This is a genomic window from Chryseobacterium sp. TQ-BC-N36 (assembly GCF_058382295.1).
Map to the genome: position 1 here is coordinate 4,295,164 of NZ_CM178175.1, position 13,385 is coordinate 4,308,548.

At 36.9% G+C, this 13,385-nt stretch carries 16 protein-coding genes; all 16 read left to right on the forward strand.

Annotated elements, in window-relative coordinates; genetic code table 11:
• Positions 1-332: 332 nt before the first annotated feature.
• The 16 genes from AC3FI7_RS19315 to AC3FI7_RS19390 all read left to right on the forward strand — a co-directional run bounded on the left by AC3FI7_RS19315 (position 333) and on the right by AC3FI7_RS19390 (position 13,352).
• Positions 333-911, forward strand: coding sequence for a TetR/AcrR family transcriptional regulator (locus tag AC3FI7_RS19315; protein ID WP_142726133.1), 579 nt, complete (start codon positions 333-335; stop codon positions 909-911).
• A 172-nt stretch (positions 912-1,083) separates the two neighbouring features.
• Entirely contained in the window at positions 1,084-2,400 is a 1,317-nt protein-coding gene (locus AC3FI7_RS19320) for a phenylacetate--CoA ligase family protein (protein WP_142726132.1), read from the forward strand.
• Complete coding sequence (locus AC3FI7_RS19325) at positions 2,400-3,485, forward strand: 2Fe-2S iron-sulfur cluster-binding protein (RefSeq protein ID WP_142726131.1); 1,086 nt, start codon at positions 2,400-2,402, stop codon at positions 3,483-3,485. Before AC3FI7_RS19320 ends, AC3FI7_RS19325 begins: the two co-directional genes overlap by 1 nt.
• Positions 3,486-3,570: 85 nt before the next feature.
• Positions 3,571-4,509 carry a 1,2-phenylacetyl-CoA epoxidase subunit PaaA gene (gene paaA / locus AC3FI7_RS19330; RefSeq protein WP_142726130.1) on the forward strand — a complete coding sequence of 313 codons (939 nt, stop codon included), beginning with the start codon at positions 3,571-3,573 and terminating at the stop codon, positions 4,507-4,509.
• A gap of 111 nt (positions 4,510-4,620) precedes the next feature.
• Entirely contained in the window at positions 4,621-4,902 is a 282-nt protein-coding gene (gene paaB / locus AC3FI7_RS19335) for a 1,2-phenylacetyl-CoA epoxidase subunit PaaB (RefSeq protein ID WP_027373980.1), read from the forward strand.
• A gap of 90 nt (positions 4,903-4,992) precedes the next feature.
• Entirely contained in the window at positions 4,993-5,742 is a 750-nt protein-coding gene (gene paaC / locus AC3FI7_RS19340) for a 1,2-phenylacetyl-CoA epoxidase subunit PaaC (RefSeq protein ID WP_291905206.1), read from the forward strand.
• A gap of 6 nt (positions 5,743-5,748) precedes the next feature.
• Positions 5,749-6,558 carry an alpha/beta hydrolase gene (locus tag AC3FI7_RS19345; protein ID WP_491460715.1) on the forward strand — a complete coding sequence of 270 codons (810 nt, stop codon included), beginning with the start codon at positions 5,749-5,751 and terminating at the stop codon, positions 6,556-6,558.
• A 3-nt stretch (positions 6,559-6,561) separates the two neighbouring features.
• A complete protein-coding gene (paaD, locus tag AC3FI7_RS19350; protein ID WP_291905204.1) occupies positions 6,562-7,026 on the forward strand; it encodes a 1,2-phenylacetyl-CoA epoxidase subunit PaaD in 465 nt (154 codons plus the stop codon).
• A 150-nt stretch (positions 7,027-7,176) separates the two neighbouring features.
• Complete coding sequence (locus AC3FI7_RS19355) at positions 7,177-7,977, forward strand: enoyl-CoA hydratase/isomerase family protein (RefSeq protein WP_491460716.1); 801 nt, start codon at positions 7,177-7,179, stop codon at positions 7,975-7,977.
• An 81-nt stretch (positions 7,978-8,058) separates the two neighbouring features.
• Complete coding sequence (locus AC3FI7_RS19360; RefSeq protein ID WP_491460717.1) at positions 8,059-9,192, forward strand: 3-hydroxyacyl-CoA dehydrogenase NAD-binding domain-containing protein; 1,134 nt, start codon at positions 8,059-8,061, stop codon at positions 9,190-9,192.
• An 80-nt stretch (positions 9,193-9,272) separates the two neighbouring features.
• The gene (locus AC3FI7_RS19365) at positions 9,273-9,581 is read left to right on the forward strand and encodes a hypothetical protein (protein WP_142726124.1); all 309 of its coding nucleotides are present in this window, start codon (positions 9,273-9,275) and stop codon (positions 9,579-9,581) included.
• 9 nt (positions 9,582-9,590) lie between these two features.
• The gene (locus tag AC3FI7_RS19370; protein ID WP_291905190.1) at positions 9,591-10,004 is read left to right on the forward strand and encodes a PaaI family thioesterase; all 414 of its coding nucleotides are present in this window, start codon (positions 9,591-9,593) and stop codon (positions 10,002-10,004) included.
• Between the two features lie 28 nt (positions 10,005-10,032).
• On the forward strand, positions 10,033-10,728 hold the full coding sequence (locus AC3FI7_RS19375) for a DUF6624 domain-containing protein (RefSeq protein ID WP_291905188.1): 696 nt from the start codon (positions 10,033-10,035) through the stop codon (positions 10,726-10,728).
• Between the two features lie 51 nt (positions 10,729-10,779).
• Entirely contained in the window at positions 10,780-11,985 is a 1,206-nt protein-coding gene (gene pcaF / locus AC3FI7_RS19380; protein WP_142726121.1) for a 3-oxoadipyl-CoA thiolase, read from the forward strand.
• A 102-nt stretch (positions 11,986-12,087) separates the two neighbouring features.
• The gene (locus AC3FI7_RS19385; RefSeq protein ID WP_491460718.1) at positions 12,088-12,681 is read left to right on the forward strand and encodes an acyltransferase; all 594 of its coding nucleotides are present in this window, start codon (positions 12,088-12,090) and stop codon (positions 12,679-12,681) included.
• Between the two features lie 92 nt (positions 12,682-12,773).
• Positions 12,774-13,352 (forward strand): transposase, encoded by a 579-nt coding sequence (locus AC3FI7_RS19390; protein WP_491460719.1) that lies wholly within the window; start codon positions 12,774-12,776, stop codon positions 13,350-13,352.
• Positions 13,353-13,385: the final 33 nt, after the last annotated feature.

Below are 13,385 nucleotides of genomic sequence, written 5' to 3' on the forward strand. Positions count from 1 at the left end.
ACATCAAGAAACCAAATTCTGAGGCTCAGTTTCTTAATGCCATCAATTATTTAATCATTTAATTCGATGACTGTATCGCAAAAACTGTTCAATTATTAAATTTACAAAAAATACAGACAAAATTTCCGGATTTTGCATTTTTAACGGAAATTTAACTTGACAAAATTTCCGATTTCGCAATTATTTCTTTATAACTCATGAACAAATAGTCATATCCTTGTAAAGCAGTTAGTAAAATGGCGAAACCGGATCAGAATAAAAATGATCTTTTCTTTTTAGCCTCAAAAAAATGGACAGTTTAAATCATAATAATTACTTTTGCATTTTACCAGATGGAACTAAAAGAAAAACAGAGAAAAATACTAGATGTAGCAGTTGAGCTTTTTAAAGAGAAAGGATATATGGGAAGCTCAGTAAGAGATCTTGCTACGAAACTCAATATCAAGGCGGCATCACTGTATGCGCATATCCGTTCAAAGGAAGAAATTTTGGAATGGATCTGTTTCGGCATTGCTCAGGAGTTTTTTGATGAGCTTCAGGAAGTAAAAAATACAGATATTGCTCCAAAGGAAAAGTTGAATTTATTTCTGGACAGGCATCTTTCTGTCGTTCTTAAAAACCGCGATGTTACTCATATTTATTCTAATGAGTGGAAGCATCTTGAAGAAAGGCTTCCAGAATTTGTAGAATTAAGAAAAAACTACCAGCAGGAGGTAGAAGAACTGATTTCCGAGATCTACAAAGCCGAAGGCTGGGAGCTCAAATCACCATCATTTACTACAAGATTTATCCTCCATACCTTAAATAATTCTTATTTCTGGTTCAAAAGAAGCAGTGATTCCACGGATGAAATTACCGAAGAAATCAGAGAGAAAATCCTTTTCGGATTGTTAGGAAACCAACATTCATAGGCCTTTGACAAGAAGAATCATTAATACATTTTACATTATACTTTTTACAAGAAAAAGCATTGAGCTTTTATCTTGTTATTTAGAATCATTCAAAATATGACAAAAGTCATAAAAATTTTGCCAGCTACCAAAATCTTTTTAAATTTACACCTAACAAATGTTAGTTAGTTTTATGGATTTTTCAGTTGAATATCTGGAGCTGGGTCAGTTGAGACAGCTTCAATCCGACCGGTTGATCAGCCTGATCAGCTATTTGGGAGAGAAGTCGGAATTTTATAAAAAGAAATTTGATGAATTGCAAATATCTCCACAGAATATAAGGTCGATTGAGGATATCACGAAACTTCCCATTACTTACAAACAGGATTTAAGAGATAACTATCCGTTCGGATTATTTACAGTCCCTAAAAGCGAGCTTCAGCGTATTCACTGCTCAAGCGGTACCACGGGAAAACCAACGGTAGTAGGATATACAAAAGAAGATGTGGATCTTTTCAGTGAAGTAGTGGCAAGATCTTTACATGCTGCAGGAGCGAGACCTGGAATGCAGCTGCATAATGCATATGGCTACGGAATCTTTACCGGAGGATTAGGCCTTCACTACGGAGCAGAAATGCTGGGAATGAGTGTTCTTCCTATTTCAGGGGGAATGACGGCAAGGCAGGTAGATCTGATTGTGGATTTTAAGCCGGAAGTGATTTGCTGTTCTCCGTCATATGCTTTAACAATTGCAGATGAATTTGCTAAGAGAGGAATATCAGCAGATGAAATCAGCCTTAAATATGCGGTTTTAGGTTCAGAGCCATGGACCGAAATCATCAGAGGTCATATTGAAGAAAGATTGGGAGTTCATGCTACCAATATTTACGGATTAAGTGAAATTATCGGACCAGGAGTTTCTATGGAGGATTTTGAAGAAAAAGGAGGAGCTTATATATGGGAAGATCATTTTTATCCTGAAATTTTAGATCCGATCACTAAGCAGCCTGTTCCTTTCGGAGAAGAAGGTGTTTTGGTAATTACCACTTTAACGAAAAAAGCAATGCCGCTTTTACGGTACTGGACCAATGACATTACAAGCCTTTACTATGATGAAAATGCTAAAAGGACAATGGTGAAAATGAAACCTATTGTTGGCAGAGCTGATGATATGCTGATAGTAAGAGGAGTGAATGTATATCCAAGTCAGATTGAAGATGCTTTCTCTTACGTAAAGGGGGTGGTTCCCAATTACTATCTGACACCGGTGGAGAAAGAGCATATGTGCATTGCGTTGGATATTGACGTAGAAATAGATGATGAGATGGTAAAGTCTCAGAAAATAGAAGCGAATACCGATGATTATTTTAATTTTGTCGGGAACTTCGGAAAAAACATAGAAAACGAGATAAAAAAACGGGTAGGGATCACTACAAAAGTAAAAGTTCATGCCCAGGACAGTTTGCCAAAGTGCGAAGGTGGAAAAATTAATAGAATACTCAAAAAATAATGAATTCATTTTATAAACTTAAAACAGTTAAAGTTCAGAAAGACACTCCCGATGCGGTAAATGTAGCGGTAGAAATTCCTGAAGAGCTGAAAGATAAGTTCAGATTCAAACAGGGACAATATCTGAATTTCCGAATGATGATCAATGGAAATGAGGAAAGACGTTCTTATTCTATCTGTAATGCTCCAAGTGAAAAAAGCAATACACTGGAAGTATTGGTTAAATTATTGGAAAACGGAAAAGTTTCAGGATATTTCAATGAGCATCTTCATATGGATGAAATGCTGGAAGTAATGCCTCCAATGGGTGGTTTCAATACCTCTTATCATCCAAGTAACGTGAAAACTTATATCGGTTTGGCTGCAGGAAGCGGAATTTCTCCTGTGCTATCCAATATCAAAGAAAGCCTTTATCAGGAACCCAATTCAAATGCTTATTTGTTCTATAGCAACAGAAGCATGAATCATGTAATGAAAAAAGCTGAAATTGATAAGCTGGTGGAGACTTTTAAAGGAAGACTGAAAGTTATTTATTTAGTAAGCCGTGAAAAACATGAAGATCCCATTTTTGAGGGAAGAATTTCTCCTGAAAAATTAGATCTGCTGTTTGAGAGATATCCGGATATTGATGTCAAAGAATCGACATACTTCATTTGTGGACCTGCAGAAATGATCAAAGGTATTGCAGATTACCTGAAGAAAGATAAAAAAGTTCCTGCTATTCAGGTGTTATTTGAATATTTCACGGCTCCTGATGAAGAGAATACCGAGGAGATGAGCGATGAATTCAAGGCCATTGCCAATATTGAAAGTATGGTGACCGTAATCATTGATGATGATGAATATTCGTTCCACCTTAATTCCAAAAAAGAGAGTATCTTAGATAAAGCATTGAAAGACAATCTGCCTGTGCCTTTTGCATGTAAAGGAGGGGTTTGCTGTACGTGTAAAGCGGAAGTTTTGGAAGGAGAAGTTTTCATGGAGAAAAACTATGCGCTTACCGAAGAAGAAGTAGCGAGAGGCTACGTTCTTACCTGCCAATGTCACCCGACAACCAATGTGGTGATGCTTAATTATGATGTTTAAAAATTAATGTAACAATATAACAATTTACCAATACAACAATCATTGGTACATTGCTAGATTAATACATTGTTAAATTGAAAAAATTATGGACTTAGAAAAATTTGTTCAATACGTTCACGAAGAAAATAAAGTAGAACCAAAAGATGTAATGCCTGATGATTACAGGAAACTATTGGTTCGTCAGATTTCACAGCACGCCCATTCTGAAATCGTAGGAATGCTGCCGGAAGCCAACTGGATTTCCAGAGCTCCTTCATTGAGAAGAAAAATGGCTCTTTTGGCAAAAGTTCAGGATGAAGCAGGACATGGTTTATACCTTTATTCCGCCACTGAAACTTTAGGAGACGGAAGCATCAGGGCTGACAGAGATGCTACTTACGACGATATGTTGGAAGGAAAAGCAAAATATTCAAGTATCTTCAACTATCCTACCTTAAGCTGGGCCGATATCGGAGCTATAGGCTGGCTGGTAGACGGTGCCGCTATCATGAACCAGGTAATGCTGATGGGGAATTCTTACGGTCCTTATTCAAGAGCGATGGTGAAAATCTGTAAAGAAGAATCTTTCCACCAGAGACAGGGATATGAAATCCTGATGGCACTTTGCCGTGGAACGAAACAGCAGAAAGAAATGGCTCAGGCTTCATTAAACCGTTTCTGGTGGCCGGCTCTAATGATGTTCGGACCTAATGATGACAGCTCGCCAAACTCTAAAATCTCTATGAATTACAGAGTAAAAAGAGAAAGTAACGACAGTCTTCGTCAGAGATTTATTGATGTTACGGTCTCTCAGGCTGAATTCTTAGGGCTGACGATTCCAGACAAAGATCTGAAATGGAATGAAGAAAGACAGCATTACGATTTCGGAGAACTTCCCTGGGATGAATTCATGGAAATCTTAAAAGGAAACGGCCCCTGCAATAAAAAGCGTATCGAAACGAAACGAAAAGCGCAGAGAGAAAATGCCTGGGTAAAAGAAGCAGCGATCGCATTTGCAGAAAAACAACAAAAAGAAGTAATATAATAATGTAACAATATACCAATGTAGAAATGTAACAATCATTGTCATGCTGAGCCTGTCGAAGCATCTCATTGTTAAACTGGTACATTGATACATTGTTAAATTAATTTGACTATGGCAAATTTAGATATGTGGGAAGTGTTTATTCAGACTAAACCGGGATTATCCCACAAACACGTAGGAGTTGTGCAGGCACCAACAGCAGAAATGGCTTTGCAGAATGCCAGAGACGTTTATACAAGAAGAAAAGAAGGAACTTCTGTTTGGGTAGTTCCAAGTAAATACATCGTGACTTCTGAAGGAGTGGATAAAGAAGCTTTCTTTGATCCGGCTGATGACAAACTATACCGTCATCCAACTTTCTACGAGATTCCCAACGATGTAAAAAATATGTAATTAATAAAGACTTCAAGATGTGAGATCTCAGATACTGGACTTTTTTGTCAATCTGAAATCTAGCATCTGAAATCTGAAATCTACTAAACAATGAACCCATTATATAATTATTTATTAAAACTAGCAGACGACAGTTTCATTATGGGACAGCGTTTGTCTGCATGGTGCGGTGAAGGTCCTTACTTGGAAGAAGATATTGCATTAACGAATATTGCGCTGGACGAACTTGGGCAGGCGAATAACTTTTACGTTTACGCTTCAAGAGTGATCGATAACGGGAAAAGTGAAGACGATATTGCATTTTTAAGATATGAACATGAATATCTGAACGCACACTGGACAGAACTTCCCAATGAAGATTATGCTCAGACGATTCTGAAAGTTTACGTTTTTGCAGTGTATCAGAAACTGATGTATGAGGCTTTATCAAATTCTGCTAATGAAGAATTGGCAGCTATTGCTCAAAAGTCATTAAAAGAAGTAAGATATCACTATACTCATGCTGCTTCCTGGATGAAAATTTTTGCTCAGGGAACAGAAGAAAGTAAATCCCGTTTGGTAAAAGCTGTTGAAAATATCTGGGAATATACGAAAGGCCTTTTTGCGAAAACAGAAGGAGAGCGTGATCTGGTTGCTTTAAATATTGCTCCGGATACAGATGCCCTTTATGAAGAATTTCTTGTTATTACAAAGAAAGATTTTGCAGATTTCGGGTTGGAATATCCATCAAATCCTTTCATGCAGCCAAAATCCAGAACAGGATACCATACAGAGTATTTCGGATATATCCTTTGTGAGCTTCAGTATATGCAGAGAGCATATCCTGGATGTACGTGGTAAAAAGTCATGAAGAAATTGCTTCTGGGAATATTGGCTTTTTTCCTTGCGGTATATGTGATATTATGTATTGGGCTTTATTTCTATCAGGAGAAAATTATTTTTTATCCGGAAAAACTACCGGAAAATTACAAATTTAAATTTGATAATGATTTTGAAGAAGTAACGATCAGAACAAAAGATAATAAGAATTTAAATGCTGTATTATTTAAAGCACAAAACCCAAAAGGAGTCATCTTTTATCTTCATGGAAATGGAGGGTCAGTTAAAGATTGGGGAGCAGTAGCTCCATTATATCAAGGTATGAACTATGATACGTTTATACTTGATTACAGAGGCTATGGAAAAAGTGAAGATAAAATTAGCAGTAAAGACCAGCTTTTTTCGGATGTTGATACTGCTTATAAAGAGCTTTTGAAAAGATATCCTGAGAATAAGATTATTATTTTAGGATATTCTGTAGGAACAGGATTAGCTGCAAAATTAGCTTCCATGCATAATGCAGGATTATTGATTTTACAGGCACCGTATTACAGTATGAAAGATGAAATGAATCAGAAATTTTCATTCCTTCCGAAGTTTTTACTGAAATATAATTTTGAGACTTGTGAATATTTAAAAACCGTTCAGTCACCAGTCGTTATTTTTCACGGTGATAAAGATGAGGTTATTAACTATAAAGCCTCTTTACAACTTAAAAATAACTTTAAAAAAGGTGATCGTCTGATTGTATTAAAAGATCAGTATCACAACGGCATAACAGATAATTTGGATTATCAGAATGCAATGAAAGCAATTCTTGATTCTGATAAAAAATAAGATATGAATCAGCTTTTAGATTTATTAAAAACAATTCCCGATCCGGAAATTCCGGTCATTGATATTGTGGAATTAGGAATTGTAAGAGAGGCACAGGTTACAGGTGAAAATACCTGTGAAGTGATCATTACACCTACTTATTCTGCCTGTCCTGCGATGTTTACCATTGAGGAGGATATTGTCAAAATGATGAAAGAAAACGGATGGGATGCGAAAGTGGTAACCAAGATGTTTCCGATCTGGACAACAGACTGGTTAACGGATGAAGCGAGAGAAAAACTCCGTGCTTACGGAATTACCCCTCCCGAAAAAGGAGCAGACGAACATCACATCGGGAAACCGAAAAAATGTCCACGCTGTGGTTCTGAGCATACCAAGCAGATCAGCAGATTTGGGTCTACATTGTGTAAGGCCTCTTATCAATGTTTAGACTGCCTGGAGCCTTTTGATTATTTTAAATGTCATTAATGTAATAATAGATTAATCTCCGTTTTATCAATAAAATGACGAATATGCACAGCATAACGATGGTATTGCCAGATTGTTAAAATCTTAAGTGGTTACATGAATTTATATTGTTAAATTAGTGCGTTGTTAAATAATAAAATAATAAAAACTATGTATACACAACTCGATATTGAAACGCATTTTGACGGAAAGCTTAAAATCGCCTATCTTAATCAACCGGAAATCATGAACGCCCTTACAAAGCCTGCTTTAGCAGATCTTAGGGATTTTGTCAAAGAATGCAGCGAAGACGAAACGGTAAGATGTGTTGCCATTTCCGGAAGAGGAAGAGCATTCTGCTCAGGACAGAATCTGGATGAAGCTTTCGTGGTAGGAAAAGAACATCATGATCACGACATCATCAGAAAAATTGTGGTAGATTATTACAACCCTTTGGTTTTGGAAGTTACCCGCTGCAAAAAACCGGTTATTGCTTTAGTCAACGGTCCAGCGGTAGGAGCTGGGGCTATGTTGGCTTTGATCTCTGACTTCGTTTTAGCTAACGAGAAAGCATATTTTGCTCAGGCATTTTCAAATATCGGCTTGATTCCTGATACAGGAGGAACGTATTTCTTACCAAAACTATTGGGGCGACAGTTAGCTAATTATTTAGCATTCACAGGTAAAAAATTATCTGCAGAAGAATCTAAAGCTTATGGTCTTGTAGCAGAAGTTTTCGGTGAAGAAGAATTCGTTCCAAAATCTATGGAAATTCTTGAAAGAATGGCGAACATGCCGACAGCAGCCATTAAGCTTACGAAAAAAGCATTTGCCAATTCTTATAACAATACATTGAAAGAACAGCTTGAACTGGAAGGAGATCTTCAGCAGGAAGCTGCAGAAACAGAAGACTTCATTGAAGGAGTAAATGCCTTTTTACAAAAAAGAAAACCTAATTATAAAGGAAAATAAAAAGATTGTACAATGTAGAAAGTAAAATGTACCATGTACACCGATAATACTTTTTACATTGTACATTTTACATTGTACAAAATGAAAAATATTGGAATTATCGGTGCCGGAACAATGGGAATCGGCATTGCACAGGTAGCCGCAACGAACGGATGCAAAGTATGGGTGTATGACGCCAACGCAAAACAAGTAGAATCGGCAACGGTAGGTCTTGAAAAAACACTGACTAAATTGGTGGATAAACAAAAAATTTCGGCGGAGAAAATGACTGAAATTTTAGCTAATATTTCCATTGCTACAGAATTGAAGGATTTCAAAGATTGTGAGCTGATCATTGAAGCCATTATCGAAAACAAAGAGATCAAAACCAAAGTGTTTACAGAGCTCGAAAATTACGTTTCAGAAAGCTGTATTCTTAGTTCCAATACCTCATCTATCTCTATCACCTCGCTTGGTGCAGAACTAAAGAAGCCGGAGCGTTTCATCGGAATCCACTTTTTCAATCCGGCTCCATTGATGCCTTTAGTGGAAGTTATTCCATCCCTATTAACAGAAAAAACATTAGCAGAAAAAATATACAACCTCATGAAAGAATGGGGGAAAACCCCTGTTATTGCCAAAGATATTCCCGGATTCATCGTCAACAGAATTGCCAGACCTTATTATGGGGAAGGCTTGAGGATTGTTGAAGAAAACATCGCAACACCGGAACAGGTAGATGATGCCATGAAAACTTTAGGAAACTTCAAAATGGGACCTTTCGAATTGATGGATCTCATCGGGGTAGATGTAAACTTTGCCGTAACAACTACTGTTTACAAAGACTATTTCTACGATCCGAAATACAAACCATCTTTATTGCAGCAAAGAATGTCTGAAGCAAAACTTCATGGCAGGAAAACAGGAAAAGGTTTCTACGATTACAGTGAAGGAGCAGAAAAACCTGTTGCTCTGAAAGACGATGCTTTATACCAGCAGATTTTTTTAAGAATCATTTCGATGTTGATCAATGAAGTGGTTGAAGCGAAAAGATTAGGAGTAGCCAATGACGAAGATATTGAGCTGGCCATGCAGAAAGGCGTCAACTATCCAAAAGGTTTATTAAGCTGGGGTAAAGAAATCGGGTATGCAAAAATCTCCGAAACCCTTCAGAATCTTTACGAAGAATATCAGGAAGAAAGATACAGACAAAGCCCACTGCTCCGTAAATTATAAAAAATGTACCAATGTATCAGTATACCATTATTTTGTAAGCATTGGTGCACTGATACATTGTTAAATTATTACATTAAAAAATGAATATAGATGAATTCAGGGCTGAGCTGGAAACCAGGCTTCTAATTGAGAAACAGTATTTAACTCAGGAAGCCTCCTCTGTTGATGAGCAGGAAAGACTTGAGTTGCTGGGAAAGTTTAATGAAAAATATAAAGAACTGATCAAAAGATTGGCTAATGAAAATGGAATTGATTTAAACGCATCCTATCCCTCTGAAAATTCATCGGACTCAGAAAATCTTTCATACGGGCAGATCATTCTGGGTAAAACAATGAATGTTTACGACAGGCTATCCGATGAGCTGTATGAAGACATAACAAACATATAATTAATAGAAATGAATCCAAGACAAGTAGCAGATTATATGTTCAATCAGGATTATTTTTCCCAATGGATGAATATCAAGATGATTGAAGTAAAAGAAAATTACTGTTTAATAGAAATGCCTATCAAAAAGGATATGCTGAATGGGCTTAAAACAGTTCATGGCGGTGTTACCTTTGCATTTGCAGACTCTGCGCTGGCATTTTCTTCCAACAATACCGGAGATGCGGCTGTAGCCTTGAACTGTATCATTAATTTTACCAAAGCAGGGAGAGAAGGAGATGTTTTCAGGGCAGAAAGTGTTTTGGTGAACGATACAAGGAAAACAGCAGTGTATGACATTCAGATTACCAATCAAAATCAGGAACTGATTGCAAAATTTGTAGGAACAGTCTATAAAATCGGCAAAAAAGTAACCGACTTATAAAACTAATCCAGACATCAGATCAAACAGAATGAAAAAAATATTTGTATTACTTTTCGGGATTTCAACCCTTTTGATCAACGCTCAGCAGAAAGTGAACGAAGTGTTAAAAAAAGAACTTGATGATATCATGAAGGTAGATCAGGGATACAGAATGCTTTTTGATACTGAGATCACTCCCGGGAAAAAGGAGCAGCTGTTGAAAGATCTGAATATTGACAAAGAAGAATTTAAAAAGAAAAGCTGGCAGCTAGTGGCGGAACATGATAGTCTGAATATGCAAAAAATTGAGAATATTATTGCTCAATATGGCTATCCTGGAAAAACACTGGTAGGAGAACCTACCAATCAGGCGGCCTGGTATGTCATCCAGCATTCAACAAAAATTGGAAAATATCTGCCTCTCATTAAAGAAGCCGGAAAAAAGAAGGAAATTCCTTTCACCTGGGTTGCTATGATGGAGGACAGATACCTGATGCAGCAAGACAAAGAACAGATCTATGGAACACAGGGAAAAGGTGAAATGACAAAAGATAAAGATGGAAAACAGGTCTTTGTCAATTTTGTATGGCCGGTACAAGATCTCAAAAATGTTAATAAAAGAAGAAAAGAAGCAGGTTTCGATTCTACCATTGAAGAAAATGCCAAAAGAATGTTCGGACCAGACTTTAAATATGAACCTTATACTTTAAAACAGGCTTTAGAACTAAGAAATAAAAACAAATAAATCTGGTATTGTTACACTGTTACATTACTAGATTATTACATTAAAATATTTATGAACAACGTATACATCATAGACTATGTCAGAACTCCCATCTCAAAATTACAGGGAGGATTATCAGAAGTAAGAGCCGATGATCTGGCTGCTATTGTGATCAAAGAAGTAGTGGGAAGAAATCCTGAAGTTCCTGTTGAGGAAATTGAAGATGTTATTTTCGGTTGTGCCAATCAGGCTGGTGAAGATAATAGAAACGTTGCAAGAATGGGGCTTTTACTGGCTGGTCTTCCGTATAAAATCGGTGGAGAAACTGTAAACAGGCTGTGTGCTTCAGGAATGTCCGCCGTGGCAAACGCTTTCCGTTCCATAGCTGCAGGAGAAGGAGAAATTTATATTGCCGGAGGGGTAGAACATATGACGCGTTCTCCTTATGTAATGTCAAAACCAAGTGCTGCTTTCGGAAGAGACAGCCAGATGTTTGATACGACTTTCGGATGGCGTTTTATCAACCCTAAAATGAAAGAATTATACGGCGTTGACGGAATGGGGGAAACTGCCGAAAATTTAGCAGATATTCACCAGATCAACAGAGAAGATCAGGATAAATTTGCCCTTTGGTCTCAGCAGAAAGCGACAAGAGCTCAGGAAAGCGGAAGACTGGCAGAAGAAATTGTAAAAGTTGAAATTCCGCAGAGAAAAGGAGATCCTGTCGTTTTCGAAAAAGATGAATTTATTAAACCTTCTTCATCCATGGAAGGTCTGGCTAAACTTCGTCCGGCTTTCAGAAAAGAAGGAACAGTAACCGCAGGAAACGCTTCCGGAATGAATGACGGAGCAGCTGCTTTGATTTTAGCAAGCGAAGAAGCGGTTAAAAAATATGGATTGAAACCAAAAGCAAAAATTCTGGGATCTTCTGTAGCAGGTGTTGAACCAAGAATTATGGGAATCGGACCGGTAGAAGCTACTCAAAAGCTATTAAAAAGATTAAACCTTTCGCTTGAAGATATGGATATCATCGAACTGAATGAAGCATTTGCAGCACAGGCACTGGCTGTAACCAGAAGCTTAGGTTTGAAAGATGATGACGCAAGAATAAATCCGAACGGAGGTGCCATTGCAATCGGCCATCCACTGGGCGTTTCCGGAGCAAGAATTGTAGGTTCTGCTGCCATGGAGCTTCAGAAACAGGACAAAAAATATGCATTGTGTACCCTTTGTATCGGTGTGGGACAGGGATATGCAATGGTCATTGAAAAAGTATAGCTTTTTAAATAATGTAACAATATAACAGTTATCAATGGTAACAATATTGAATCTATTGCTAGACTGTTATATTGCTAAATTGGTATATTAAATTAAAATTCTATGAACATCTATTCATACCACGGGATTCGTCCCATTATAAAGTCATCTGCTTACATTCATCCGCAGGCAGTCATTATCGGGAATGTGGAAATTGGTGAAGAAGTATATATTGGTCCCAATGCGGTAATCCGTGGAGACTGGGGAAAAATTATCATTAAAGACGGAGCCAATGTACAGGAAAACTGTACCCTGCATGTTTTCCCGAATATAGAAACCATATTGGAAGAATCTGCACATATCGGACACGGAGCTATCATTCACTCAGGACACATTGGGAAAAACTGTCTGATCGGAATGAATTCCGTGGTAATGGACAAAGCCTATATCGGTGACGAAAGTATTGTTGGGGCATTGGCTTTTGTACCGGCGAATTTCAGATGTGAACCAAGAAAACTGGTTGTAGGAAGCCCTGCCAAAATTATCCGCGATGTTTCCGATGAAATGATTCATTGGAAAACAGAAGGAACGAAATTATATCAGGAATTGGCGAGAGAAGGGAAAGAAGCTATCCTGCCTTGTGAGCCGTTTACGGAATATGTTCAGCAGACCCCAACTAAAGTTGTTGATTACAGTATCTGGGATGATATAAAATAAAAGTATAACTTATTTTGAATAATTGCAGATAATCAAACCCAACGGGTTTTTAAAACCCGTTGGATTTAAATTAAATATCAGATTTAAAAAGAATGATTAATACAGAAAATTTTGAATTTGAAGGTACATATCACATTTTCTCTCATGTAAATGGGACTGAAATTATTTTTCGTGAACCATCAAATTATCAATTTTTTCTGGAAAAGATAGAGAAATATATTCTGCTGGTCGCTGATATTTATGCTTACTGTCTGTTACCTAATCATTTTCATCTGTTATTAAGATTTAAGAATTTTGATGATGTGAATAGTGAAAATGAGCATCAGTTTTTAATGAAGCATTTTGGTAATTTATTGAATGCTTATGCTAAAGCTTACAACAAAAAATATAATAGAAAAGGAGCTCTTTTTCTGAATGCGGTAAAACGAAAGAAAATATCAGATGAGAAATATTTATTGAAAGTTCTCCATTATATCCATAATAATCCGGTTAATCACGGGTTTGTAAATAAAATTGATCAATGGAAGAATTCTTCGTACAATTCATATTTAAATCCTGAAAAAGAAAGTAAATTGAATAGAAAGGAAATCATGCAGTATTTTGATTCGGTAGAAGTTTTTAGAAATTATCATCAGTCTGCTATTGAATATGACTTTTTAAATTTTGAATAATTGCTAATAATCAAACCTAACGGGTTTTTAAAA

Bases quoted from the DNA above. Each gene is read 5' to 3' on its own strand.
- AC3FI7_RS19365 (WP_142726124.1), top strand. From the start codon at position 9,273: ATGAATATAGATGAATTCAGGGCTGAGCTGGAAACCAGGCTTCTAATT.
- AC3FI7_RS19385 (WP_491460718.1), top strand. From the start codon at position 12,088: ATGAACATCTATTCATACCACGGGATTCGTCCCATTATAAAGTCATCT.
- AC3FI7_RS19390 (WP_491460719.1), top strand. From the start codon at position 12,774: ATGATTAATACAGAAAATTTTGAATTTGAAGGTACATATCACATTTTC.
- AC3FI7_RS19345 (WP_491460715.1), top strand. From the start codon at position 5,749: ATGAAGAAATTGCTTCTGGGAATATTGGCTTTTTTCCTTGCGGTATAT.
- AC3FI7_RS19325 (WP_142726131.1), top strand. From the start codon at position 2,400: ATGAATTCATTTTATAAACTTAAAACAGTTAAAGTTCAGAAAGACACT.
- paaB (WP_027373980.1), top strand. From the start codon at position 4,621: ATGGCAAATTTAGATATGTGGGAAGTGTTTATTCAGACTAAACCGGGA.
- AC3FI7_RS19360 (WP_491460717.1), top strand. From the start codon at position 8,059: ATGAAAAATATTGGAATTATCGGTGCCGGAACAATGGGAATCGGCATT.
- AC3FI7_RS19355 (WP_491460716.1), top strand. From the start codon at position 7,177: ATGTATACACAACTCGATATTGAAACGCATTTTGACGGAAAGCTTAAA.
- paaA (WP_142726130.1), top strand. From the start codon at position 3,571: ATGGACTTAGAAAAATTTGTTCAATACGTTCACGAAGAAAATAAAGTA.
- pcaF (WP_142726121.1), top strand. From the start codon at position 10,780: ATGAACAACGTATACATCATAGACTATGTCAGAACTCCCATCTCAAAA.
- AC3FI7_RS19375 (WP_291905188.1), top strand. From the start codon at position 10,033: ATGAAAAAAATATTTGTATTACTTTTCGGGATTTCAACCCTTTTGATC.
- AC3FI7_RS19320 (WP_142726132.1), top strand. From the start codon at position 1,084: ATGGATTTTTCAGTTGAATATCTGGAGCTGGGTCAGTTGAGACAGCTT.
- paaD (WP_291905204.1), top strand. From the start codon at position 6,562: ATGAATCAGCTTTTAGATTTATTAAAAACAATTCCCGATCCGGAAATT.
- AC3FI7_RS19370 (WP_291905190.1), top strand. From the start codon at position 9,591: ATGAATCCAAGACAAGTAGCAGATTATATGTTCAATCAGGATTATTTT.
- AC3FI7_RS19315 (WP_142726133.1), top strand. From the start codon at position 333: ATGGAACTAAAAGAAAAACAGAGAAAAATACTAGATGTAGCAGTTGAG.
- paaC (WP_291905206.1), top strand. From the start codon at position 4,993: ATGAACCCATTATATAATTATTTATTAAAACTAGCAGACGACAGTTTC.